Source organism: Segatella baroniae B14 (assembly GCF_022024235.1).
In the GTDB taxonomy this organism is placed as follows: domain Bacteria; phylum Bacteroidota; class Bacteroidia; order Bacteroidales; family Bacteroidaceae; genus Prevotella; species Prevotella bryantii.
The window spans coordinates 1410867-1436479 of record NZ_CP091799.1 but is presented as its reverse complement, the minus strand read 5'-3'; the positions used below and the strand labels follow the sequence as shown (position 1 = coordinate 1436479).

Here is a 25613-nt window from a genome sequence, read left to right as displayed (position 1 = left end):
GTTTTGGGTTTTATAGGTAATCTTTTAAGCAATAATTTTTTCTGTACAGTGTGTCTTAGCTATGAATACAGTTTCCTGTGCTAATACTTCAGAAGCATTTTCCATTCTCAAACTCTTGAGCATCTAGCTCTTTGCCATCTATTATTGATTTTGATTTTATCTGATTACTTAGATGGAATATGAATAGTAATTTACCATGTATTTTATGTGTAATTTAATATATAGTTATCCAACTATTGTCCCGATATATCCTATAATATACAGTTAGAGCCCTATTATTCAGGGCTCTAATTTTCTTTATAATCCTTTCATGGTGAGGCTGATGCGATGTCTGCGCAAGTCTACTTCGAGCACTTTTACGCGTACATGCTGATGCAACTTTACCACCTCGGCAGGGTCTGAGATATACTTATCGGCCAGTTGACTGATGTGAACCAGTCCGTCCTGGTGTACACCGACGTCGACGAAAGCACCAAAATTGGTAATGTTGGTCACGATACCAGGCAGTTCCATGCCCGGGATAAGGTCTTCCGGGGTATGCACATTCTTATCAAATTCGAATACCTCTATCTTATCACGTGGGTCGAGTCCCGGTTTTTCCAGCTCCTTCATGATATCCTGCAGGGTAGGCATACCCACGCTGTCAGTAACATATCGCCTGATATCAATCTTCTTGCGCAAGTCGGCATTCTTCATCAGGTCGATAACCTTGCAGCCGCAGTCTTTGGCCATCTGCTCTACCACCTTGTAACTCTCCGGATGCACAGCCGAGTTATCGAGCGGGTTCTTGGCCTCAGGTATACGGAGGAATCCGGCACACTGCTCATAAGCCGACGGACCGAGGCGAGGCACCTTCTTCAGTTGGGCACGAGAGGTAAAGGCACCATTCTCCTTACGATAATTCACGATATTCTGGGCTAACGCAGGACCGAGACCGCTGACATACGTAAGCAGGTGCTTGCTGGCTGTATTCAGGTTGACACCTACCGAGTTTACACAGAGCTCCACGGTCGTGTCGAGCGATTTCTTGAGCGCACTCTGGTCTACATCGTGCTGATACTGTCCCACACCGATACTCTTAGGGTCAATCTTCACCAGTTCGGCCAGCGGGTCCATCAGTCGTCGGGCGATACTCACGGCACCACGCACCGTAACATCCTGGTCGGGAAACTCCTCACGGGCAGTCTCCGAGGCAGAATACACCGAAGCACCATCCTCAGACACCACAAAGATCTGCACCTCGTGGTCGAAATGCAGTCCATGTATAAAGTCAGACGCCTCGCGCGAATACGTACCGTTACCGATAGCGATAGCCTCGAGCTTATAGTCGTTGACAAGCTTGACGAGCTGTCGTTCGGCCGTGTCGCGCTGGTTGGCGATATGAGCCACCTCATGATGGAGCAGATTGCCCTGAGCATCGATACATACTATCTTGCAGCCCGTACGGATACCCGGGTCTACACCCAGCACACGCTTTTGACCCAGCGGAGCGGCAAGAAGCAGCTGTCGAAGGTTCTCCGTAAACACATGGATAGCTTCCTCGTCGGCCTTCTCTTTGCTCAGACCGGCAAATTCAGTCTCCATCGAAGGCTTGATGAGTCGCTTAAAGGCATCGTCGATAGCCTCGTTAATATACTTATTATATTGATAGTTTCGCTTGATACGATTGGTACATTCTTCATCATCGGCAGCGATAGTAACGCGCAGAATACCTTCGTTTTCACCTCGGCGCATAGCGAGCAGTCGATGAGAGGTACAGCGTTTCAGCGGTTCGCTCCAGTCGAAGTAATCGCTATACTTCTGGGCTTTCTCGTCGTCCTTCATCTTGGCGACAACCTTAGACGTAATCGTCGCTTCACGTCGATAAACAGAGCGCACATTCTGTCGAACCCGTTCGTCTTCGCTAACCATTTCGGCGATGATATCCTCAGCCCCCTTAATAGCATCGTCTACGCTCTTTACGTCGCCCTTGACAAATCGCTGGGCAGACCCTTCCACGTCTCTTACCTGATTAAGCATAATCATCATAGCGAGCGGTTCAAGTCCCAGTTCTCGGGCAATCTGGGCACGCGTTCTGCGCTTAGGCTTGTAAGGGAGATAGATATCTTCGAGCTCACTCGATTCCCAAGTAGCATCAATACGCTTCTTCAGTTCATCGGTAAGTTTACCCTGATCGTCTATCGATTTCAGAATCGTCTCCTTGCGCTTAGCCAGCTCCTTCAGTTTGGCGAGCATTTCGGCGATGTGAGCTATCTGCACCTCGTCCATATTCCCCGTGCGCTCCTTGCGGTATCGGGAAATAAACGGTATGGTGCAACCTTCGTCGAGCAGTGCGATAGTATTATCTACGCCCTGAGCGGCTAATCCCAGTTCGCGGGCGATTTTGTCTGTAAATAGATTTTTTTCCATCGTGTATTTATACTTGCTGATTATTCCATAAATGAGATTTGTTTCTCATGTAGAATTTATATTCCCCTTGTAGAATTACTTTCCCACGCAGAGTCTGCTTTTCCACGCAGAAATTATCTTTCCACGCAGAATTTACTTTCCCACGTAAAATTTATTTTCCCTCGCAGAATTTATTTTTCCACGCAGAGTCTGCTTTCCCTCGTAGAGTCTGCTTTTCCACGCAGAATTTACTTTCCCACGTAAAATTTATTTTCCCTCGCAGAATTTATCTTTCCACGCAGAGTCTGCTTTCCCTCGCAGAGTTTGCTTTTCCACGCAGAATTTATCATTCCACGCTGAATTTATTTTCCCACGTAAAATTTATTTTCCCTCGCAGAGTCTATCTTTCCACGCTGAATCTATTTTCCCACGTGCCAACGGTAATCCACGAAAAGCATTAATCGGTACAAGGCTAATTTTCGAAAATATTTCGAAAGTAAGTGAACGTTCAAATGCCTGATAATAAGCACTTATAGGCTTCTACTTATGTCGTGCCTTGTTGTTCGACTAGAGAATTTTTCGTTTTAAAGAATAATCCCATTAGGATAGCAAGAATTTTTTTGTTCTCTACATATTTCAATTCGGCAGTAAAGTTACACATTTTTTTCACGAAAATCGTGCAGAATGTGTAGGATTTTTGTCACTTCCGTTGATTATTCGTACAGAACTTTCCACATAAAAGTGTCACACTTAGCCGTTCTCTGCAGCTTTCCGCCATGTTGTTTCAGCCATTTGCGCGAATACTCTAAGACAAAATTGTCCTTTCTGCGAACATGTTCGTAGCCTAAAGTTCCTTTTTTACTAAAAAATCGTTATCTTTGCACTCATATATAATAATGTATAGCATGAAAAGCTTTCATGGATGGTGAACATGATGAAATAGCGCTATTTGACAATCAGAGCGTCTGTAGAGATGTGATGATATCGTTTTCTTAGAACGTAATTAACAAAGAAACAAAACAAGGATGATAGTATTCATTGATACTGAAGTTAACCCGCAAACGAAGAAGGTGGCAGATTACGGAGCAGCAAGGGAGGATGGAGCCGTGTTGCACACCAGTTCCAAGGCCGATTTTGATGTCTTTGTGTCAGAATGTGATGCAGTATGCGGACATAATATTATTGGGCACGACTTGAAATACACCTCGTTGAGGGGCAATCCCATTATCATTGATACTTTGTTTCTTTCCCCGTTGCTCTTTCCTAAGCGGCCTTACCATCATTTGGTGAAAGATGATAAGCTGCAAGTAGATGAGCTGAACAATCCGGTGAACGACTCCATGAAAGCTCGTGATTTGCTGAATGATGAAATCAATGCGTGGAATCAATTGTCATCAGACAGAAAAGAGCTATACTATCGACTTCTCCACGAGACGAATGAGTTTGAAGGATTCTTCAAATACATTGGATATAGTTCGCCTTCAAGAAACTCTTTTTGGAACAGACTCTTGAAAGTACATACAGACTTGACAGGTCTGATTCTCAGAGAGTATGAGGGAAAGGTTTGTAGCCATGCAGATTTCGACATGTTGGTGAAGCAGTACCCAATAGAACTGGCTTACAGCTTGGCAGTGATTGGTGCAGATGATATCTTTTCTATCACGCCAGCCTGGGTGCTACGCAACTATCCGCAAGTAATCAACGTGATGAATCTATTGTGTAATACTTCTTGTGGAGATTGCGCCTATTGCCGTCAGCGCCTGGATGCCCATCAGGGATTGAAGGAATTCTTCGGATATGACAACTTCCGTACCTTCGATGGTGTTCCTATGCAACAGCAGGCTGTAGAGGCTGCTATCCGTGGCGAATCGATTCTGACGATATTCCCTACAGGCGGTGGTAAGAGTCTGACGTTCCAACTGCCGGCATTGATGGCTGGACGAAATACTCACGGCCTGACAGTGGTGATATCACCATTACAGTCTTTGATGAAAGACCAGGTAGATAACCTTGCTGCACGAGGCATCAGCGAGGCTGTCACCATCAACGGACTCTTAGACCCTATCGAACGGGCAACAGCCATACAGCAAGTTGCAGAAGGAACCGCCAACCTGCTTTACATCGCGCCGGAGATGCTGCGCAGCAAGACCATCGAGCGACTGCTATTAAGTAGAGATGTAGTACGATTCGTGATAGACGAAGCCCACTGCTTCTCTGCCTGGGGGCACGATTTCCGGGTGGACTACCTGTATATCGGAGATTTCATCCGGCAGTTACAAGAAAAGAAACATCAGATTCAGCCTATCGCCATTTCGTGTTTTACCGCAACAGCCAAACAAAAGGTTGTCAGCGATATTTGTGACTACTTTAGGGCGAAACTTAGTGTAGAGCTGAAGGTATTTGCAGCCAATGCAGAAAGAAAAAACCTGCGCTATTCCGTACTTCACGCTGATACTGCAGATGAGAAATATAACCTGCTGCGCTCGTTGATTTTGGGGCATAACTGTCCTACGATAGTCTATGTATCCCGAACCCGCAGCACCCGAGATTTGGCAGAACATCTGGAACGAGACGGCATAAGGGCATTGCCCTACAACGGCAAGATGGAGGCGGCAGACAAAGTTAAGAACCAGAATGCCTTCATGAGTGGTGAGGTAGAAGTGATTGTTGCCACTTCTGCTTTCGGAATGGGGGTTGACAAGAAAGACGTAGGTTTGGTGGTTCACTATAATATCAGTGACTCGCTGGAAAACTATGTGCAGGAAGCTGGGCGCGCTGGGCGTGATCCGAATATGGAGGCAGAATGCTATGTGCTCTATGCCGATAGCGACCTCGATAAGCACTTCATCTTGCTGAACCAGACCAAGCTCAGTATCAGCGAGATTCAGCAGGTATGGAAAGCTATCAAGGCGATTACGGCCAAAAGAGACCATGTGAGTTGTTCGCCGTTGGAGATAGCCCGACAAGCCGGATGGGGCGATGAGATCGAAGATATTGAAACACGTGTCAAAGCAGCCATTGCCGCACTGGAGAATGCTGGGTTCATACAGCGAGGTAGCAATTCGCCCCATGTGTTTGCAACGGGAATAGCCGTTAAGAACATGGATGAGGCCCGCCGAAAGCTGACGGTCTCTACACTCTTTGACGAGCAGTCTCGCGAGGATGCAACACGAATTATCAAGTCGCTTATCAGTGCTCGTGCCACCGATGAAGGTAGAGGAGAAGAAGCTGAAAGTCGCGTGGACTATCTGGCAGACATCCTTGGCATGAGCAAGGAGTCTGTTATCAGAAACATTAATCTGATGCGTCAGGAAGGTTTGCTGGCCGACACCCGTGATATGCAGGCTTGGGTGTCGAAGAGTACATCCATTCGTAATCTTGACATCATTCTGAAGTTGGAGCAGTTTCTTCTGCAATGTTTCAAAACTGAAGCGCAAAGGATTAATTATAAGGAACTGAACGAAGAGGCACAAAAGGCAGGACTCACATATTCAACTGTCAAACGTCTGCGGATGTTGCTCCATTTTCTGTCGTTAAAGGGGTATATCCATAAACAAGAACATGGATTCAGCGATAGTGTGTGTGTGCGATTGCAATCTACAATGGAAGTCACGATGGCTCGTTTTGAAAAGCGTAGAGACATCAGCCGTTTCATCGTCGAGATTCTAAGCAAATGTCGTGATACGAGCAAAGACCAATCGCTGGTAAACTTCTCTGAAGTAGAATTGTTGCAACAGTTTGTGGCTCGCCAACAGCAGGAGATGTTTGCTGATAAGGAAAAGCCAACCATACCCGATATTGAGGAAGCACTTTTGTATCTTACTAAGACTGATCTGATGAAGATAGAGGGCGGCTTTATTGTTATTTATAACACCATGCAGATTGGTCGACTGGTAGACCGTCGTGCCCGCTATGGTAAAGAGCAATACAGACTGCTGGACGAATTCTACAAACAACGCATTCGTCAGATTCATATCGTGGGTGAATATGCCAACCTGATGGTGCGTGACTATCAGGCTGCACTACGCTTTGTCAACGATTACTTCACAATGGATTTCCGCAAGTTTATCAATCTGTATTTCAAGGAAGATAGACGAGGGCAGATTGACCTGAACATCACGCCAGCCAAATATAACCAATTGTTTGGCCAACTATCTAATCGACAGAGTGAAATTATTGATGACAAACTATCGAAATATATAGTAGTAGCAGCAGGACCTGGCAGCGGCAAAACAAGAGTCTTGGTGCACAAGTTGGCTTCTCTTCTCTTATTGGAGGATGTGAAGCACGAACAGTTGCTGATGCTTACATTCTCACGGGCAGCTGCAACCGAATTCAAGAAACGACTCATAGCTTTGGTGGGCAATGCGGCACATTTCGTGGATATCAAGACGTTTCATTCATATAGCTTCGATTTGATTGGTAAGCAGGGTAATCTGGACGAAGCTAAGGATGTTGTCCGTCTGGCTGCGGAGATGATAGAACGAGGCGAGGTGGAAGCATCCAAGATTGCCAAGAGCGTGCTGGTTATCGACGAAGCCCAGGATATGGGAGAAGATGATTTCCGATTGGTTCGGTCATTGATGAAACAGAATGAGGATATGCGCGTGATAGCAGTTGGCGACGATGACCAAAATATCTATGCCTTCCGTGGTTCTGATTCGCGGTACATGCAGTCGCTTGTCGAACTAGAAGGCACTAAATTGTACGAGATGACAGAAAACTATCGTTCCGACAAGGCCATCGTCGATTGCGCCAACCGTTTTGTGCAGCGCATTCCAGACCGTATGAAACGCACTCCAATCCTGTCTGCTACAGGCAACGAGGGAAAGGTGATAGCATTAAAGGCTCTTCTCGAAGCAGAGATAGAAGTGCATGGCACCACAGCTATTCTGACACGTACCAATGAAGAGACCATGCAGGTGGCTTACGAACTGCAGAAGCGTGGCTTGCGCGCCACCGTTGCCCAGTCGATGGGTGGGTTCCGCTTTGGCAACTTAGCTGAAGTACGTTACTTTCTCAAGCAAATAGGTAAGGATGATATAACCATCCCCAAGGAAAAGTGGAAAGAGGCTAAACGCCGTACACTTGATATGTATAAAGGCAGTAGCTGTCTAAGCGTCATGAAGCGTTTCTTTGTTGATTTTGAAGAGACCCATAGTTCACTATATAGAAGCGATTTGTGTGAGTATATCTTTGAATCGAACATCGAGGACTTTATCGCTGCTGACGAGAAGTCTATCTTTGTTAGCACCATCCATAAGGCCAAAGGTAGGGAGTTTGATACGGTGTATCTGCTGTCGCCAGTACCCGATGGCAGGGATGTGAGCGATATGCGTTCTTATTATGTAGGACTCACACGTGCCAAACATAATCTCTATCTTGTCACAACATCCCTCGCTAATTCATCCTCTATTTGCGTGGCACTCAATATGCATGATGTATGGCTAGACTTCTTCAAAGGGCATAAAGAGATGGTTTTGCATCTAAGGAGTGGTGACGGTCTGCAATACAAAGACGGTTACCTGCTGAATGCGAAGGGTAGCAATATCATCGCCCTATCTGCATCAGGTAAGGATAAGTTGAAGGCATGGACAGATAAAGGTTATGACGTGACAAGTGCTAAAGTAAGCTATACCTTGGCCTGGAAACCACAGGGTGCCTATATCGAATATGCGGTGTGTTTGGCGAATTTGGTGCTGTCGAAAAAGGGATGAAATATCGTGTGTTGTCGGGGGGAATAATGCGCTCCAATGCTGGTATGTTCTGTAGTTCGATGAGAGCAGCGTATCTATTAAAATGTACTTGAAATTTTATGGCTGTAAATTTTATGGCTGTAAAATTTCGCTGTAAATGATGATAATCGTGTGTAGTGTGTATTTCGGAAAAGCGGAGAATTTGCAATATAAAGGACCCTTTTTTCGTGAAAACATCGGTACAATGCACGCTGGTTCGGGAATTATTCGTATTTTTGTATAGCCTGCTTAGGCAGGAGGATATATCCGTTATTGACGAATAGTAAAAAATCAAATAAAGATGGCAAAAAGGAATATGATAACGGTAAAGGATGTGAATATCCGGACAATGACGGTCAACGGTATCGACATTTTAACCTCTTCGAATTCGAGGGGTTTAAGAGTCAGGCAGGTCTGAATGCTTTCACCCTCTCACCATCACAGTGGATTGTGCTGTGCGTTGGAAGGGGATGAAATAAAAGTATTTTGGCAATCAAAAAAAAAGTGCAAAGTTGCTGTTATGCATACCTTGCACCTCTTGATATAGTATTTATTTTCCTGCTGCAGCCATAAGCTTGCTCCAGTGCAGGGATAGTTCGGATATCTTTTGGAAAAGAATGTTGGCACCCTCACGTAGAAGTACCTCGTCGGCCAGCGGACCACTGTTGATGGCTATCGTGAAGATATCAGCAGCTACACCCGCACGTACACCGAGTGGAGCATTCTCTACTACGATACCTTCCCACGGTTTTAGGTTGCCCGCCTTCGCCAGTCCCATCTGGTAAGGGTCGGGATACGGTTTGCCCCGTTGCACATCATAAGCCGTAACGATATGGTCTTCATCCAGAAATTCGCCAAAGTTATCGAGCAGTCGCTTGATAAGCGGACGCTGACCACTGCCCGTGACAATGCCGATCGTAAGTCCGGAAGCCTTAATCTGGCGCATCAGGTCGTATACACCGTCAAAGATAGGCGCTGTAGGCATCTCATGGAAATAGCGTGTTTTCAGGTCGTACATCTCCTGCGCCTTCTCCATGCTAATCTCCTGATGCTTCTGCTGTTTTACCATGTAGCGTATCGTATCGACACCACGCGCACCCTCGGTGGCATAGGCATCGTCGGCCGTCATGTGGATACCATAGTCGGTCATCGATTTCTGCCAGGCTACGGCATGATTAGGCATGCTGTTATAGAGCACACCGTCCATATCAAAAAGAACGGCCTTGGGGGTAAATGCCTCAAAGCCGTGTCTTTCTATGTATGTTTTAATTTCTTTTTCAAACATTATTTTTCTTGTGCTAAACGCTCCTGAATCGCTTTGCTGTCAGCCTCGTAACCAGGTTTGTTGAGGAGTGCGAACATATTCTTCTTGTAAGCTTCTACACCAGGCTGGTTGAAGGCGTTAACCTCGAGCAACTGACCGCTGATACCACAAGCCTTTTCGAAGAAATAGATAAGCTGACCCAGATAATACTCGTTGAGTTCAGGCATGCTGATACGGATGTTAGGTACGCCACCATCGACATGAGCCAAGCGAGTACCGAGTTCGGCCATCTTGTTAACTTCGTCTACACGCTTGCCTTCGAGGAAGTTCAAGCCATCGAGATTTTCATCATCGTGAGGGAAGAGAAGTTTCTTGTTAGGCTGCTCTACAGAGATTACCGTCTCGAAGATAGAGCGTTCGCCCTGCTGAATCCACTGACCCATAGAGTGTAGGTCGGTCGTAAAATCGCAAGCTGCAGGGAAGATACCTTTATTATCCTTACCTTCGCTTTCGCCGAAGAGCTGTTTCCACCATTCAGCCATGAAGTGTAACTTAGGCTGGAAGTTAGCTACAATCTCTATCTTCTTGCCAGCTTCAGCATAGAGACCATTACGTACGGCAGCATACAGTGCAGAGATATTCTGCTCGAAAGGTACATCTACAGCGGTAGCTTTCTCCATATCGGCAGCACCCTTAACAAGTGCCTTGATATCAAAGCCTGCCACAGCGATAGGGAGCAGACCTACAGGAGTAAGTACAGAGAATCGACCACCTACATTATCAGGAATAACGAAGGTCTTGTAGCCTTCTTTATCGGCAGCTGCACGAGCAGCACCCTTAGTAGCATCGGTAACAGCCACGATAACCTCTTTAGCTGCTTCCTTGCCTATCTGGTCTTCACACTGCTTCTTAAGCAGACGGAATGTTAATGCGGTCTCGGTAGTAGTACCAGATTTAGAGATATTGATAACACCAAACTTCTTGTCCTTGAGGTAATCGGTAAGTTCAGCGAGATAATCCTCACCGATGTTATTACCAGCAAACACGATAGTAGGATTTTTCTTATCATTAACTAACCAGGCAAATGAGTTGCCCAAGGCCTCGATAACGGCACGTGCACCGAGGTAGCTACCACCGATACCGGCCACAACGACTACCTCGCACTTTTCGCGAAGCACCTTAGCAGTAGCTTCTACCTCATCGAGGAATGCTTCTGTTGTCTCTGATGGAAGGTGAATCCATCCGAGGAAATCGTTACCAGGGCAGGTGCCGTTTTCTAGAGCTTCCTGTGCTGCTTTTACCTTTGACTCATAAGCCTTAACTGCGCCTTCACTGAGGAATTGTGCAGCCTTTGTAATGTCTAAGTTGATATTTTGCATATTATTTACGGTTTTATCAGCGGAACGAGTCCGTTAGAAGTTTTATCTCTATTTGTGGGTTTATACGTTCGTATAATATATTGTATACGGCGTCAAGTATGGGCATATTAACGTGCATGTGCCGATTAATCTCCTTCATGCACTTGGTGCCGAAGTATCCCTCTGCTATCATTTCCATCTCTATCTGCGCACTTTTCACGGAGTATCCTTTGCCTATCATGGTACCAAAGGTACGGTTACGGCTAAAGTTACTATAGCCCGTTACGAGCAGGTCGCCCAGATATACGCTATCGTAGATGTTGCGCTCTTTAAGGTCGTATACCGTATTGAGGAATCGGTTCATTTCCTGTACGGCGTTACTGATGAGCACAGCCTGGAAGTTGTCGCCATATTTCAGACCATTACAGATACCGGCTGCTATGGCGTATACATTCTTCAATACAGAGGAATACTCGATACCTACCACGTCTGCCGATGTCTTCGTCTTGATATATTCGCTGGCCAATACACGGGTGAAGGCTTTGGCCTTCTCTAGGTCCTGACATCCCACGGTGAGGTAAGAGAGTCGTTCAAGAGCTACTTCCTCAGCGTGAGACGGACCGCCTATGCAGGCTATATTATCATAAGGTATATCGTAAACCTGATGAAAATACTCGGAGCATACCAAGTTTTCATCTGGCACGATACCTTTGATGGCCGTCACGATAAACTTGTCTTGCAGGCGAGTTTTAAGACGGCGCAGATGATTCTTCAGATAAGGCGAAGGAGTAACGAATACTAAGGTATCATAGGCCTCGGCTATCGTGTTGATATCAGAAGAGAAGTATATCTCGTCTATATTAAAGCGTGCACCCAACAGATAAGCTGGGTTATGGCCCAGACGCTTAAAGTCTTCTATACGGTCGTCACGACGCATATACCAACCGATATGGTGAGTATGCCCCACTATTATCTTGGCTATGGCGGTTGCCCAACTGCCACCTCCGATAATCGCTATTTTTCCTACGTCAAACACTACTACTGATTTTAGTTTGTAGCTTTATTTTGCTGCTTGGTCTATCCATTTCTGGATATCATCAACACTAGGTTTGTCGTAACCCAGTTTATATTTCTTGTTGATTTCGCCTATCTTCTGCTGCAGACCCTGAGCTTTTTCGTCCTTAATATCACTGATAAGGTTGAAACCTGCCTTACGCAATACGTAAACCCAGTTTTCTGAAACACCGAGCTCAGCCCATTCCTTAATAGAACTCTGAGGTATCTTAGCCTCTGGCTTCATCTGTGGGAAGAGCATTACTTCCTGAATGTACTCCTTACCTGTCATGAGCATCGTCAAGCGGTCGATACCGATACCGATACCTGATGTAGGAGGCATACCATACTGTAAAGCACGGAGGAAGTCCTGGTCGATGATCATTGCTTCGTCGTCACCCTTGTCAGCAAGCTTCATCTGCTCGATGAAACGCTCTTCCTGGTCGATAGGGTCGTTCAGCTCAGAGTAAGCATTAGCACACTCCTTACCATTGATCATAAGCTCGAAACGCTCGGTAAGACCTGGCTTAGAACGATGCATCTTCGTAAGAGGAGACATCTCTACAGGGTAGTCTGTGATGAATGTAGGCTGAATGAAGGTGCCCTCGCAGAACTCACCGAAGAGCTCGTCGATAAGTTTACCCTTACCGAAGGTCTCATCTACTTCCATGCCCTTAGACAGGCAGAACTCACGAATCTCTTCTTCGGTCTTGCCATTGCAGTCGAAACCGGTCTTCTCCTGAATAGCTTCGAGGATAGGAAGACGGCGGAAAGGTGCCTTATAGCTGATAACCTTACCGTCAGGATACTCTACTTCTGGTTTGCCGTTGACAGCCACACAGATAGTTTCGAGCAACTTCTCGGTGAAGCTCATCATCCAGTTATAGTCTTTGTATGGCACATAAAGCTCCATACAAGTAAATTCAGGGTTGTGGTTCTTGTCCATACCCTCATTTCTGAAGTTTTTACCGATTTCGTATACACCATCGAAACCGCCTACGATAAGACGCTTCAGATAAAGCTCGGTAGCGATACGCATGTACATATCGATGTTGAGCGCATTAAAATGAGTGATGAATGGACGGGCACTGGCACCACCGGCGATAGACTGCAGGATAGGGGTCTCAACCTCTGTGTAGCCCTGAGCATCGAAGAAGGCACGCATGGTGCGAAGTACAACAGCACGCTTGAGGAAAGTGTCCTTTACACCATCGTTAACCACGAGGTCTACATAACGCTGGCGTGCGCGCATCTCTGGGTCGTCAAATTTGTCATATGCGACACCATCTTTATATTTTACGATTGGGAGTGGCTTTAAGCTCTTGGAAAGGAGCGTAATCTCCTGAGCATGTACCGAAATCTCACCAGTCTGAGTCTTGAAAACGAAACCCTTGATACCAATGAAGTCACCAATATCGAGTAGTTTCTTGAAAACCTTATTATATAAGTCTTTATCCTCACCCGGACAAATGTCATCACGGGTAACGTATACCTGGATTCTACCCTCAGAATCCTGAAGCTCTACGAAACTGGCCTTACCCATTACACGGCGAGACATCATACGACCAGCGATAATTACTTCGCGCTTCTCGTCTTCCTTGAATTCATCACGAATTTCAGTACTATGTGCATTAACTGGGAATTCTGCTGCAGGATAAGGGTTGATGCCCATATCACGCAACTCCTGTAGGCTTTGGCGACGGCCAATTTCCTGTTCACTTAACTCTAAAATGTTCATATCTAATTTTCGAAAATTTTCAAATACACCGCAAAGGTAATAAATTAAATCGAAAGCCGTATCCTTTTATCTTAATTTTATGATATATGTCAATCAAAAGAGATTCTCACTTTTTTGAACAATTATTTTGTATTTATTGAAAATATATATACCTTTGTGTCTTGAATTTATCAAGAGAGAACCAAAACATCAACTTATTTATAGTTAATCACAACAATATGAAAAAAAATTTTTTAGGCGTTGCTTTTGTCTTTGCCGCTTTGGCTGCAAATGCACAGACAACATTGAAACCAGCTGTAGATAAGGCCAATATGGACTTGTCGGTTAAGGCTGGTGATGACTTTTATCGCTATTCTGTAGGTGGATGGCTTAAATCTCATCCACTTGACGCTGTGCACCCGGAGAATGGTGCTTTCATGGATTTGGAAGAACAGAACAATGATCGTATTCGCGACTTGGTCAAGGAGTATGCTGCCAAAAAGATGGAGAAGGGTACTGTAGGTCAGAAGATCGGTGCTTTGTATCGTCTCTATATGGACAGTGTGGCTCGTAACAAAATGGGCTATGAGCCTATTGTTCCGGCGCTGAATAAGGTGAAGGCTATCAAGAACCGTAAGCAGTATCTGCAGACTACTTATGAGTTGGCTGCTAAGGGATATGGTGGCTTAATGTTTAGTTATTATCTTGGTCAGGATTCTGAAAACTCTTCTAAATATATATTCGGTGTAACGCAGGGGGGTATCAGTCTTGAACCTGAATATTATACTCAGCCTAACGAGCAGCAGAAGGCTGTCGTGGCAGCGCAAAAAAGTTTGGTAAAAGACTTCTTCAAGATGGTAGGCAATGACGAGGCTACTGCTGAGAAGAAGATGCAGGCTGTATGGGCTATCGAGAGTCAGATCGCTAAGGTAAGTTATGACCAGAATAAGGTGCGCGACCCTAAGGCCAATATCCACAAGATGTCTTATGCACAGTTGCAGAAAGAGTTTGCCGGTATAGACTGGAAGGCTATCGGCCAGGCTTATGGTTATCCTGCTGATATCGATACCGTCGATGTAGGTCAGCCTGAACCTATACACGAAGTGGAGAAAATCTTGGCTAAGGCCGACTTGTTCTCACTGAAGGCTTATCTGGAGTCTCGTGTCATCCGTTCTTCTGCTGGTGTCTTGTCTGATGCTTTCAATGACCGTAGCTTCGAGTTCCTTAAAACAGTCTATGGTGTAAAGCAACAGCAGCCTCGCTGGAAGCGTGGTGTAGCCTTTATACAGGGTTTGATGGGAGAGTCTATCGGAAAACTTTATGTAGCTAAATACTTCCCAGAGAGCAGTAAGCAGCGCGCATTGGAGTTGGTTAAGAATCTTCAGAAGGCTTTTGCTCAGCGTATCGAGGAAAACACCTGGATGACTGCTGCTACAAAGGTTAAGGCGCTCGAAAAGCTCAATAGCATGATCATTAATATCGGCTATCCTGATAAGTGGCAGAATATGGACGAATATGTGCAGATCGATGAGAGTAAGAGCATCCGTGCCAACTATGATGAGGTGATTCCGGCCTTGCGTAAGCGTGAGTTGGAGAAGCACTGGCATAAGGATGTAGATAAGCACGAAATGGCTTGTGACCCTCAGGTGGTTAATGCTTTCTATGACCCATCACGTAACAGTATCAACTTCCCTGCTGCTATCTTACAGGCTCCATTCTTTGATGCTGATGCAGAAGATGCTGCTAACTATGGTGGTATCGGTTCTGTTATCGGTCATGAGATGAGTCATGGTTTTGATGATCAGGGTTGTCAGTATGATAAGGATGGTAATCTGGCCAACTGGTGGACCGAAGAGGATAAGAAGAATTATGATGGTCGTACTCAGGTTCTCGTAGACTGGTTTAGTGCACAGGAGGCTCTTCCTGGTCTGAAGGTTGATGGTAAGAAGACGCTTGGTGAAAATATCGGTGACAACGGTGGTATCAATGTAGCTTATCGTGCTTATATGAACACCTTGAAGAATACACCTGCACAGGATATTGATGGTTTCACACCAGCACAGCGCTTCTTCTTGTCATATGGTCGTGTATGGGCCAGCAATATCGCTCCTCAGTTTGTAGCTTATATTGTTAATAGTGATGTACACTCACCTAACGAGCAGCGTGTTAATGCAGCTCTGCCTATGATCGATGCATGGTATGATGCATTCGGTATCAAGGCCGGTGATAAACTGTATGTGCCAAAAGAAAAGCGTGCACATATTTGGTAAGAGAGAAAAATAATAAAGTATATGATGGTCCCATTGCAGAGTATTTTCTGGAGTGGGGCTTTTTTGTGTTCATCAGAAAATTAGTATCTTTGCATCTGTTTCATGAAAAGTGTTCGTTTTCAGGTTTGATCATTTAATATAACAGAAAGATGAAAAAAGGTAAGATAACTGTATTATTTATATGTCTGGGCAATATCTGTCGTTCTCCTGCAGCCAATGCGGTGTTGCAGAAAATGGTAGACGACGCCGGACTGACCGATCGTTTCTTGATAGACTCTGCAGCTGTAGGTCCTTGGCATATAGGCGATTTGCCGGATAAGCGTATGCGTCAGGCCGGTGCTCAGCGCGGATGGGATATTTCGCATATCGCCCGCCAGTTTGATGCCTCATCAGATTTTGACCGTTTCGATTATATCGTCGTCATGGATGAGGAAAACTATAAGAATATTACCCGTCAGGCTCATCATGAGAAAGAGCGTAACCAGGTAATACGTATGGCTGATTATTTCGAGCATCACCCTACTTACAGCACTGTGCCTGATCCTTATTATGGCGGAATGGCAGATTTTGAACTTGCCCTCGACCTCATAGAAGACGGTTGCCAGGGCCTGTTGAAACAGCTCTTTACAGGAAAATGAAGTTCGTGAATACTGGACCTTACAACACCATGAAGGTACAGGTCTGTTTTTTTAGTCTTAAAATTTGGTAGATTCAGTGGAATTTCCTAATTTTGGCCAAAAAGGAGGTAACGCCATGGAAAAAATAACTCAAGAAAACTTTGAAGATCGCTATACAGATCCAATAGAAAGACAAGAAATAGATAAATTTGTATGTAAAGAGATGGATCGCCAGATTCATCGCTACATTAAGGGTATGCGTGGTACTAAACGGGCTATGGAGCGCTTTATCGAGCAACTGAATAGCTTGAAGACCATACCGGAGCGTGAAAAGTCAATAGCCCGCTATATAGACTTCAACCGTAAGGCCATAAGTGGGCTCGATTTTCGGGTCGTGTTGGCACGAGCTATCGCTAATTATTGCGATACTTATCGGTATATGGTAGATTTTATCAAGAATACACGTAAAGTAGCATTTTATCTCAATCGCATTAAGCATACGTATATCCAGTTTCATCAACTTTTCGAGGAAAACGGAAAATTCGGACTTAAAGACCATGAAGGTAAGGTGCTCATACCTGCCGAATATGACTTCTTGCGTACCTGCTATGTCTATGTAGACGACTTGTCGCTTATGCCTGTTATTGTGGAAAAAGGCGGAAAATTAGGTTTGGTTTTGCCCGATGGTAAAAACTCTGTAGTGGCAGATTTCGTTTACGATGATATAGAACTACGTGACGAATATCCCTATTTTGAAGCTACGATAAACAAGAAAGTTGTAGGATATCTTGATAACAAAGGCAATCTGATACACGAATAATTTTTTCATGTTCTTGTTTTTTGTTATCTTTGCATAAAAGAAGACATTTGCAATGAATATAGAAAAACAAAAAGAGATAGTAAACAGTACTCCGGGGTTGTCTCGTACCCTCGGTATGGAGTTTATTTCGACTCCTGAACCTGATACTGTTATGGCCAAAATGGAGGTAAACGACAGTAATAAGCAGCCTTTTGGCTTTTTAAGTGGTGGTGCTTCGCTCGCTTTGGCAGAGAATGTCGCAGGTATCGGAAGTTTGGCCCTCTGTCCTGGTAAAATATCTGTGGGCATTCATGTGGCTGGTAGTCATGTTAAAGCCGTAACTTATGGTGGTACCGTTACAGCTTTGGCTCGTTTGCAGCATAAAGGCAGAACACTGCATGAGTGGCAGGTAGAAATACGTGACGAAGAGGGTGATCTTATCTCTACCGTGCATGTAACTAATTATGTGTTAACTCCAAGACATGATAAATAAAGGGTAGGCGATGGCTCAATACGCGTTATATCGTTTACCCCACCAAGACAGTTATACCTATCTTGCTCAGACGCAGGGTACGCCTCTTATCATCCCTTCTGTTGAAGCTCTCGATGGAAGGGAGGGTTTCGTTTTTGCTCCTTTTTCTCCTTCGGAAGAATGTCCTATTCTGTTGATGCAGCCAGATGTCGTCAAGGTGATGAGGCTGCCAGCTGCAGCGGACTCTTCTTGTCATCATGCAGAGACTGCTGTATGTCGGACTGCTGATAGCACTATGCCCTCTTGGGATAGTGATGCTGAATGGGAAGATTATGCGAAAGACTTTGCCTGTTTTCATCATGAGTTAACTGAGGGGCATTTTGACAAAATCGTCCTGGCTCGAAAAAGTAAGGTGGTTGGCGAGCATGCTGATGCTGAACAGATGTTTATGGAAGCATGTCATCGTTATCCCCATCTGTTTGTGGCACTCGTCAGTATGGAGCAGTCGGGTACCTGGCTCATGGCTACACCAGAGATATTGCTCAAGGGTGGTAAACAGGAATGGAAAACGATGGCTCTTGCTGGTACGATGGCGGCTCAAAGTATGTCGCAATCGAAAGAGGCGGCAGATGATACCCCTATAGACTATTGGTCGGCCAAGAATATCGAAGAGCAGCAGATCGTGACTTCGTATATAGAGCATATACTGCGTCCTTGCAGTGATGACTTTCAAATGAAAGGTCCGTATACAGTGCATGCCAACAATCTGGTGCATCTTCGTACAGATTTTCATTTCCATCTGTCGCCCAATCATTCTTTCGGAAGTGTGCTCAGTCAGTTGTTTCCTACACCAGCCGTGTGTGGTATGCCGAAAGAAAAAGCCCAGCAGTTTATCCTTGCTCACGAACATACGCCTAGAAAATATTATAGCGGCTTTGTCGGTCCGCTACATCCCGAAGGACATACGCATCTCTATGTAACCCTTCGCTGTATGCAGATTAGTGATGGCGCTTGCGAACTCTATGCAGGAGGGGGATTACTGAAAGAGAGTTCGGATATGAAGGAATTTGAAGAGACCAAACAAAAGATGCAGACCATGTTTGCACTCTTACGATAAAAGATATAGTAAGAAATATGTATAGTAGTAAAGTAAGTGTTAATATATTAACTTCGTTGCTGATTAAAGCAGGTGTCGAGCATGCTGTGGTTTGTCCTGGCAGCAGAAATTCGCCTATTGTACACAATCTGAACGAATGTGACGAGATACAGTGTTATCCGGTTACCGATGAGCGAAGTGCTGGCTTTTTTGCTATGGGTATTTGTCAGCAGGTACAGCAGCCTGTAGTGCTCTGTGTTACATCGGGTACCGCCTTGCTGAATACTTGTCCGGCAGTAGCCGAAGCTTATTATCAGCATCTGCCTCTTATCGTAATCAGTGCTGACAGACCGGCTATGTGGATAGATCAGCTTGACGGACAGACTTTACCACAGCCAGATGCGTTGGGTAAGTTGGTGAAGAAGGTGGTAAATCTGCCGGAACCCCACACCGATGATGAACACTGGTATTGTAATCGACTCATCAACGAGGCTTTGCAAGCGTGTCGTCTTCGTGAGGGTGGACCTGTACATATCAATGTGCCTTTATCAGAACCGCTCTATGAATATACCGTGGAGCAGTTGCCCGATGAGCATATTATCAATAGTATTTTTGCACAGGGAAATCAGACTGCTTTAACAGAATGGGCTAATCACTTTACTACGGCGAACCGTCCGATGGTCGTTATCGGTCAGCTACCTAAGGAAGCCTTACAGGGAATAGATCTACAGCTTCTAAGTAAGTCTGTCGTGATTCTGAAAGAGTCGTTGAGTCCTGGTCGTATTGCCAATAGCCACTTTGAAAAAGTGCTGGCTATGGTGGGAGAACAAGAGGAGTTACGCCCCGATAAGGTCATTTACGTGGGCGACTGCCTGGTTAGTAAGCGTCTGAAAAAGTTCTTGCGTTCTACTAAGAATGCCGAAATATGGACCGCTAATGCAGAGGGTGCAATACACGATACCTTTATGCATCTTGATGGCGTTATCGAGGCTACTGCTGCAGAAGTGCTCGGTGAATTGGTTCATGCTTTTGAGAAGCTCGGTACAATAGAGAGTAGCGAGTCGTCATCGCCATCGGCTATAGAGAGAAAGAATTATCACGAGATGTGGCATCATGCCCTGCAACTCGCATCATCGTGCACACTTAACTATCAACCAAGATATTCTTCAACAGCCACTGTGAAATATCTGCACGAACAGCTTGAAGATATGATGTACGATTATAAGTTGCAATATGGCAATAGTTCTGCCATTCGTCTGGCTAATATCTATGCAGACGACTATGTATATTGCAATAGAGGGGTGAATGGTATCGAGGGGTCGCTCTCTACCGCAGCAGGTATGTCGGCAGCTACTGACGATATCGTATTCTGTGTATTGGGCGATTTGAGTTTCTTCTATGATCAGAATGCGCTGTGGAATCAGAATCTGAAAGGTAATCTGCGTGTAATCATACTCAATAATCACTGTGGTGGTATCTTCGGCAAGTTTGATGGCTTGCGTAAGAGCGCAGCTCGTGACCGTATGGTGATGGGATACCATCATAGCGAAGCCAAGGGTATCTGTACCCAGAACGACTGTGGCTATCTGAAAGCTACCAATATGGAAGAGATGCAGCTCGGCATCGTACAGCTGCTCACCATGCAGACGAATCGCCCCGTAGTACTCGAAGTCTTTACGCAGGAAGATACAGATGTAGAAGCGCTCAAAGCGTATTTTAGCTTATAATTCCAACGGAGACTACAGATAATAACATATATCTTTAATCAGAAATATAATAAAAAAATATACAATGAGAGAATGGAAAAAAATAGAGGGATTCGACTTTAAGGAAATCCTCTTTGAAGAGTACAATCACATTGCAAAAATTACGATCAATCGTCCTCGTTATCGTAATGCTTTCACACCTCTGACAGTGAAAGAGATGAGCGATGCCTTCTTGTATTGTCGTGAGTGTCTTGATATTCGGGTAGTGCTGCTAACCGGTGCTGGTGACAAGGCTTTCTGCTCAGGTGGAGATATGCATGTAAAGGGCCGTGGCGGTTATGTAGGCGGCGATGGTGTGCCTCGTCTGAATGTACTTGATGTACAGATGCAGATTAGACGTTTGCCAAAGCCTGTTATCGCTATGGTTAACGGTTATGCTATCGGTGGAGGTCATGTGCTCCACGTGGTTTGCGACCTGACTATTGCAAGCGAGAATGCTATCTTTGGCCAGACGGGTCCTAAGGTAGGTAGTTTTGATGCCGGTTTGGGAGCTTCTTATCTGGCTCGCTTAGTAGGACAGAAAAAGGCTCGCGAGATATGGTATCTATGCAAGCAATACTCGGCAAAAGAAGCTGAGCAGATGGGTATGGTGAATAAAGTAGTACCATTTGACAAACTTGAGGATGAATGTGTAGAGTGGGCTGAAACCATGATGGAGCGCTCACCGTTGGCTCTCCGTATGATGAAAGCTGGCTTTAATGCTGAACTTGATGGTCAGGCTGGTATCCAAGAATTGGCAGGTGATGCTACCTTATTATATTATACCATGGATGAGGCTCAAGAGGGTGGACGTGCATTCCTGGAGAAACGTAAACCAGACTTTGATAAATATCCTAAATTCCCATAAATATTAATTATTCGTTTTCGAGAATATGGGAAAATTTCATATTGATATAACCGATAGGGTGCTCCATTTCAAGCATCCTGCCGGTACTTCTCGTGGCGTCTATACTACTCGCCATAGTTATTTTCTTACCCTTACATCTGATAGCAAACCGGGGGTAAAGGGTATAGGTGAATGTGCGACATTACCCGATTTGAGTTGCGATACACTGGGGTCGGATTATGCCTATGCGCGTACACTCCGTTCTCTTTGTGACCTTTTTTGCGCTACGGGGCAGATTAATTATGATATGTGGCGTCCTTATCCAAGTATGCTCTTCGGTTTAGAAACAGCATTGGCTCAGTGGAATGCGAATGGTTCAAGCCAACTCTTTGATACTCCTTTTGGAAGAGGTGAAGAGGGTATTACAATAAATGGTTTGGTGTGGATGGGCAGTTTTGATGAAATGTATGCCCGTTTACAAGAAAAACTAGATAAAGGCTTTCGATGTGTTAAGTTGAAAATCGGTGCTATTGATTTTGATCAGGAACTCGATTTGATAAAGCATATTCGTGCGTGTTTCAGCAAGGAGCAAGTGGAACTGCGTGTCGATGCTAATGGCGGTTTTACCCCTGAAAATGCGATGAGTCGTCTGCATGCACTTGCTAAATATGATATTCATAGTATAGAACAGCCGATAAAACAACATCAATGGCGTAAAATGGCTCAGATTTGTGCAGCCAGTCCTATCCCTGTAGCTCTTGACGAGGAGTTGATAGGTGTCAATATGCCGGGGATGAAGGCTGAAATGCTTGATACGATCCGTCCACAGTATATTATTCTGAAACCAAGTTTGCATGGAGCTATGTTTGGCAGTGAAGAATGGATTCGTTTGGCCACAGAACGGGGCATCGGCAGTTGGATAACGAGTGCTCTTGAAAGTAATATTGGCTTGAACGCCATAGCACATTTTTGTGCTAAGACGTATGGTCCAGCTGTTACTATGCCACAGGGATTAGGTACGGGACAACTATTTACTGATAATATAGATATGCCACTGCACATAGAAGGAGATCAGTTGTGGTATCGTGAATAAAAAGCATCGGGATTTATCCGAAATATAGCAATGACGTTAGAAGATTTTTTGAAAGAGTGGTATGCTCCCGAGGATGTGCTCTTGGTACATACTTCGGGTTCGACGGGAAAACCTAAACCCATGTATGTGGAAAAGCAAAAAATGCTGAATTCTGCTCGTATCACTTGTAACTTTCTAGGACTTCAAAAGGGGGATAGAGCACTATTGTGTATGCCGCTTGACTATATAGCCGGAAAAATGGTTGTGGTACGAAGTATTGAACGTAAACTGCAACTGATTTCGGTTCGTCCCAGTGGGCATCCTTTAGCTTCGCTTTCTGAAGAAGACCAGGAAAAACCTATTGATTTTGCAGCAATGGTACCGATGCAAGTGTATAACTCCTTGCAAGTAGATGAGGAAAGAGCTAAACTTCGTGAAATACGTCATCTGATTATCGGAGGTGGAGCTATTGATGAGGCTTTACAAGCAGAATTGTCCGATTTCCCGAATGCTGTATGGAGTACCTATGGTATGACCGAAACACTGTCGCATGTAGCCCTACGAAGACTAAATGGGTCGGAAGCAAGTGATTGGTATCGTCCGTTTGAGTCTGTACATGTACGTACGAATGCTGATGGATGTCTGGTGATAGATGCGCCACAAGTGCATGCTGGTGAGTTGGAAACACATGATCGGGTGGAATTGAGGACGTGTGATGGTCATACTGAATTCAGAATATTGGGACGAATAGATAATGTCATCGATTCGGGAGGCATAAAAATTCAGATAGAAGAGGTGGAAAGTAAGTTAGCTCCACATCTTGTTCAGCCTTATATCATCACAAAGAAGACTGACGGGAAATTTGGAGAGATTGTGGTGCTCTTGACGGAAGATACGGATATAGAGCATGTAAAGACCGTATGCGAAGCCGTTTTGCCTAAATATTGGCAGCCTCGCCTTTATAGGCATATCCATAAAGTGCCATTGACAGAAACGGGAAAGCCTGCTAGAGGTGAAGCACTTCGTTTCGTGAAAGGCTTATGATCCATATATTTGGTGTTAATAGCATTTTTCTTATGGTAAAACTCCGTCGTAGTAACGAAACCATGATTTATTATCAAATAGTCTACAGGATAAGCAAAAATTACCATGAGAATGTACAGTGTATAGTAAATATGTGTGATAATATGTACTTGTACATGCTGCATGGTTCACAAATGACTATGTAAGGAACAACAAGGGCAAAGTATATATATAATAGATCCTGAAGCTAGAAGCGGCTACATCTGGTTAAATTATCAATAATTGGTATATATAGGTTACTTAAACAATACCAGAGACTAACAACAGTTAACCAGGGACAACAGCAGCCACAAACAAATATAAGATCCTGAAACGAATAACAATACCAGAGACGAACAAAGCGAGCCCCGGCAAATAATTATACCTGTACATGGTAATAAGTAAGATATAACAAAAAAGCCCGTACAACAGTACGAGCGAAAAAGTATATATAATAAAAAATATGTACTATATTATAATATTTCGTCATCGGTATGAACTTTATACCAGGCGACCAAAATAGCAAGTATATATAGCCAAATAGGTGTATCAACACAAGAACCAATGAATATAAAAAAGATAACCCAAATAAATAGTACTATTGTCATGATATCATTATTTATTAGTTATTGCAATAATGCAAATATACAAATTTAATTAGAAAAGAAGTTAGTACTAACAAAAAATTTGGAGGACCACGGGATAAAATTGTATGTACATAGGTGGCAGCACCTAATATAACATAACACCAAGAACAGGTCTTAAAGCGAGAATCTAGTGTATATTCGGTTGAAGTTCTCCTTTATAACATGCAAAAAGGAAGTTAAGAACTAAACTTGTTTGGTTAAAAGCAAGATAAAAAAGTTCTTAACTCCCTTAGTATGATGAAATCAAAATATTGCAATATTAGCCTTCTCTAAAAAAATCAAGACATTCTTTGATTTCTTCAGTGGTAGCAGTTTGGTTAATCTTAATATCCCCAATATTACCAAGAAGAGTGAAATTAATAGTTCCTGCAGTGTTCTTCTTATCATGAGTCATTAATTCGATAAGTTCATCATAATCATCACACGTAATATTTATAGAACCGAAATTATCTTGGATAAAGGAAACCGTTTGACGCATCTTATCTGTAGGGAACCCAGTCTTCATGCAGCTCATATAGAGTTCACAGATCAAACCATAAGCGACAGCATATCCATGCAGTATAGGTGTACGCTTCATGCAGAAGCTTTCGAAAGCATGTCCGAACGTATGTCCTAAGTTGAGAGCCTTGCGAATGCCCTTTTCATGCGGATCTTGTTTTACTATATGCTCTTTTACATTGACAGATTCAGCAACCATACGCTGCAAAGTGTCTAACTCTGGGTGTTGCAGATCAAAATTGACCAGATCTGCCCACATCTTATTGGTACTGATAAGACCATGTTTCAGCATCTCTGCATAGCCAGAACAAATATTTTCCTGATCTAAAGTCTTGAGAAATGTTGTATTAAGAATAACGAATTTAGAATCATTAAATACACCAATTTCATTCTTGAGACCATTAAAGTTGATACCAGTCTTGCCACCGACCGAAGCATCTACCATGGCCAGCAGAGTAGTAGGTATATTGATAAAGTCTATGCCTCGTTTGAATGTGGATGCTGCGAAACCACCTAAGTCAGTAACCATACCTCCACCAAGATTAATCATGCAAGAGTGACGAGTTGCACCTTGTTGGCCTAATGCTTCCCAAACGCTCATCACAGATTCAATGGTTTTGTGATTATCAGAAGCTGGAATAGTAATCAGTTTTGCTTTCTTCAGGCTGAAGAATTTATTGATTACAGGCCAGCATAGTTCTTCTGTTGTCTTATCAGTTAAGACAAAGATTTTATCGTGCTCGCATTCAGAAATAGCTGCAGCAAGCTCTTCTTTTAAATTCTTCGATATGATTACCCTCTGTTCCATATTACTAACGTATTTAAGATTTTTGCGAATATCAGTTTGTTATTGTTATTTCGCTCTTTGTGCAAATATACTTGAAAAGCTGCAATTTTCAAAGATTTTTGACATAAAATCTATCAAATCGCTAATTTTTTACTTTCCTTTTAAACCTATTCTGTTTTTTTGCGT

17 protein-coding genes are annotated in these 25613 nt (G+C 44.1%); 11 read left to right on the top strand and 6 right to left on the bottom strand.

The genetic code is table 11. From position 1 onward, the window contains the following. Nucleotides 1-297 precede the first annotated feature (297 nt). Nucleotides 298-2409, bottom strand: a complete 2112-nt coding sequence (locus L6469_RS06070) for a Tex family protein (RefSeq protein ID WP_006282264.1) — start codon at nt 2407-2409, stop codon at nt 298-300. Nucleotides 2410-3413: 1004 nt separating this feature from the next. On the opposite strand from L6469_RS06070, the gene L6469_RS06065 reads away from it, so the two are divergent. Beyond that, on the top strand, nt 3414-8105 hold the full coding sequence (locus L6469_RS06065; RefSeq protein WP_006282265.1) for a RecQ family ATP-dependent DNA helicase: 4692 nt from the start codon (nt 3414-3416) through the stop codon (nt 8103-8105). A 291-nt stretch (nt 8106-8396) separates the two neighbouring features. Continuing rightward, a complete protein-coding gene (locus L6469_RS06060) occupies nt 8397-8597 on the top strand; it encodes a hypothetical protein (RefSeq protein WP_006282266.1) in 201 nt (66 codons plus the stop codon). A gap of 76 nt (nt 8598-8673) precedes the next feature. Here the strand turns inward: L6469_RS06060 and L6469_RS06055 are convergent, their stop codons facing one another. Genes L6469_RS06055 through lysS form a run of 4 tightly spaced genes read right to left on the bottom strand, consistent with a single transcriptional unit; the run spans nt 8674 to nt 13536 of the window. Beyond that, nucleotides 8674-9408 (bottom strand): HAD family hydrolase, encoded by a 735-nt coding sequence (locus tag L6469_RS06055; RefSeq protein ID WP_006282267.1) that lies wholly within the window; start codon nt 9406-9408, stop codon nt 8674-8676. Continuing rightward, complete coding sequence (locus L6469_RS06050; protein ID WP_006282268.1) at nt 9408-10766, bottom strand: glucose-6-phosphate isomerase; 1359 nt, start codon at nt 10764-10766, stop codon at nt 9408-9410. The genes L6469_RS06055 and L6469_RS06050 overlap by 1 nt, the downstream gene beginning before the upstream one ends. Nucleotides 10767-10782: 16 nt before the next feature. Then, complete coding sequence (locus L6469_RS06045) at nt 10783-11781, bottom strand: NAD(P)H-dependent glycerol-3-phosphate dehydrogenase (RefSeq protein ID WP_006282269.1); 999 nt, start codon at nt 11779-11781, stop codon at nt 10783-10785. A gap of 24 nt (nt 11782-11805) precedes the next feature. After that, nucleotides 11806-13536, bottom strand: coding sequence for a lysine--tRNA ligase (lysS, locus tag L6469_RS06040; protein WP_006282270.1), 1731 nt, complete (start codon nt 13534-13536; stop codon nt 11806-11808). Nucleotides 13537-13754: 218 nt separating this feature from the next. On the opposite strand from lysS, the gene L6469_RS06035 reads away from it, so the two are divergent. From L6469_RS06035 to L6469_RS05995, 9 genes are all read left to right on the top strand, one after another. Beyond that, on the top strand, nt 13755-15785 hold the full coding sequence (locus L6469_RS06035; RefSeq protein ID WP_006282271.1) for a M13 family metallopeptidase: 2031 nt from the start codon (nt 13755-13757) through the stop codon (nt 15783-15785). Between the two features lie 149 nt (nt 15786-15934). Next, entirely contained in the window at nt 15935-16423 is a 489-nt protein-coding gene (locus tag L6469_RS06030; protein ID WP_006282272.1) for a low molecular weight protein-tyrosine-phosphatase, read from the top strand. Nucleotides 16424-16538: 115 nt separating this feature from the next. After that, complete coding sequence (locus L6469_RS06025) at nt 16539-17222, top strand: hypothetical protein (protein WP_039870338.1); 684 nt, start codon at nt 16539-16541, stop codon at nt 17220-17222. A gap of 52 nt (nt 17223-17274) precedes the next feature. After that, complete coding sequence (locus tag L6469_RS06020; protein ID WP_006282274.1) at nt 17275-17694, top strand: PaaI family thioesterase; 420 nt, start codon at nt 17275-17277, stop codon at nt 17692-17694. 10 nt (nt 17695-17704) lie between these two features. Further along, nucleotides 17705-18790 (top strand): isochorismate synthase, encoded by a 1086-nt coding sequence (locus L6469_RS06015; protein WP_006282275.1) that lies wholly within the window; start codon nt 17705-17707, stop codon nt 18788-18790. A gap of 17 nt (nt 18791-18807) precedes the next feature. Beyond that, nucleotides 18808-20496: a 2-succinyl-5-enolpyruvyl-6-hydroxy-3-cyclohexene-1-carboxylic-acid synthase gene (menD, locus tag L6469_RS06010; RefSeq protein WP_006282276.1), complete on the top strand. Its 1689-nt coding sequence runs from the start codon at nt 18808-18810 to the stop codon at nt 20494-20496. 64 nt (nt 20497-20560) lie between these two features. Then, a complete protein-coding gene (gene menB / locus L6469_RS06005) occupies nt 20561-21382 on the top strand; it encodes a 1,4-dihydroxy-2-naphthoyl-CoA synthase (protein WP_006282277.1) in 822 nt (273 codons plus the stop codon). A gap of 25 nt (nt 21383-21407) precedes the next feature. After that, entirely contained in the window at nt 21408-22454 is a 1047-nt protein-coding gene (locus L6469_RS06000) for an o-succinylbenzoate synthase (RefSeq protein WP_006282278.1), read from the top strand. Between the two features lie 30 nt (nt 22455-22484). Continuing rightward, nucleotides 22485-23477 (top strand): AMP-binding protein, encoded by a 993-nt coding sequence (locus tag L6469_RS05995; RefSeq protein WP_039870323.1) that lies wholly within the window; start codon nt 22485-22487, stop codon nt 23475-23477. Nucleotides 23478-24401: 924 nt separating this feature from the next. Here L6469_RS05995 and aroB read toward each other — a convergent pair. Next, entirely contained in the window at nt 24402-25448 is a 1047-nt protein-coding gene (gene aroB / locus L6469_RS05990; RefSeq protein WP_006282280.1) for a 3-dehydroquinate synthase, read from the bottom strand. Between the last annotated feature and the right edge of the window lie 165 nt (nt 25449-25613).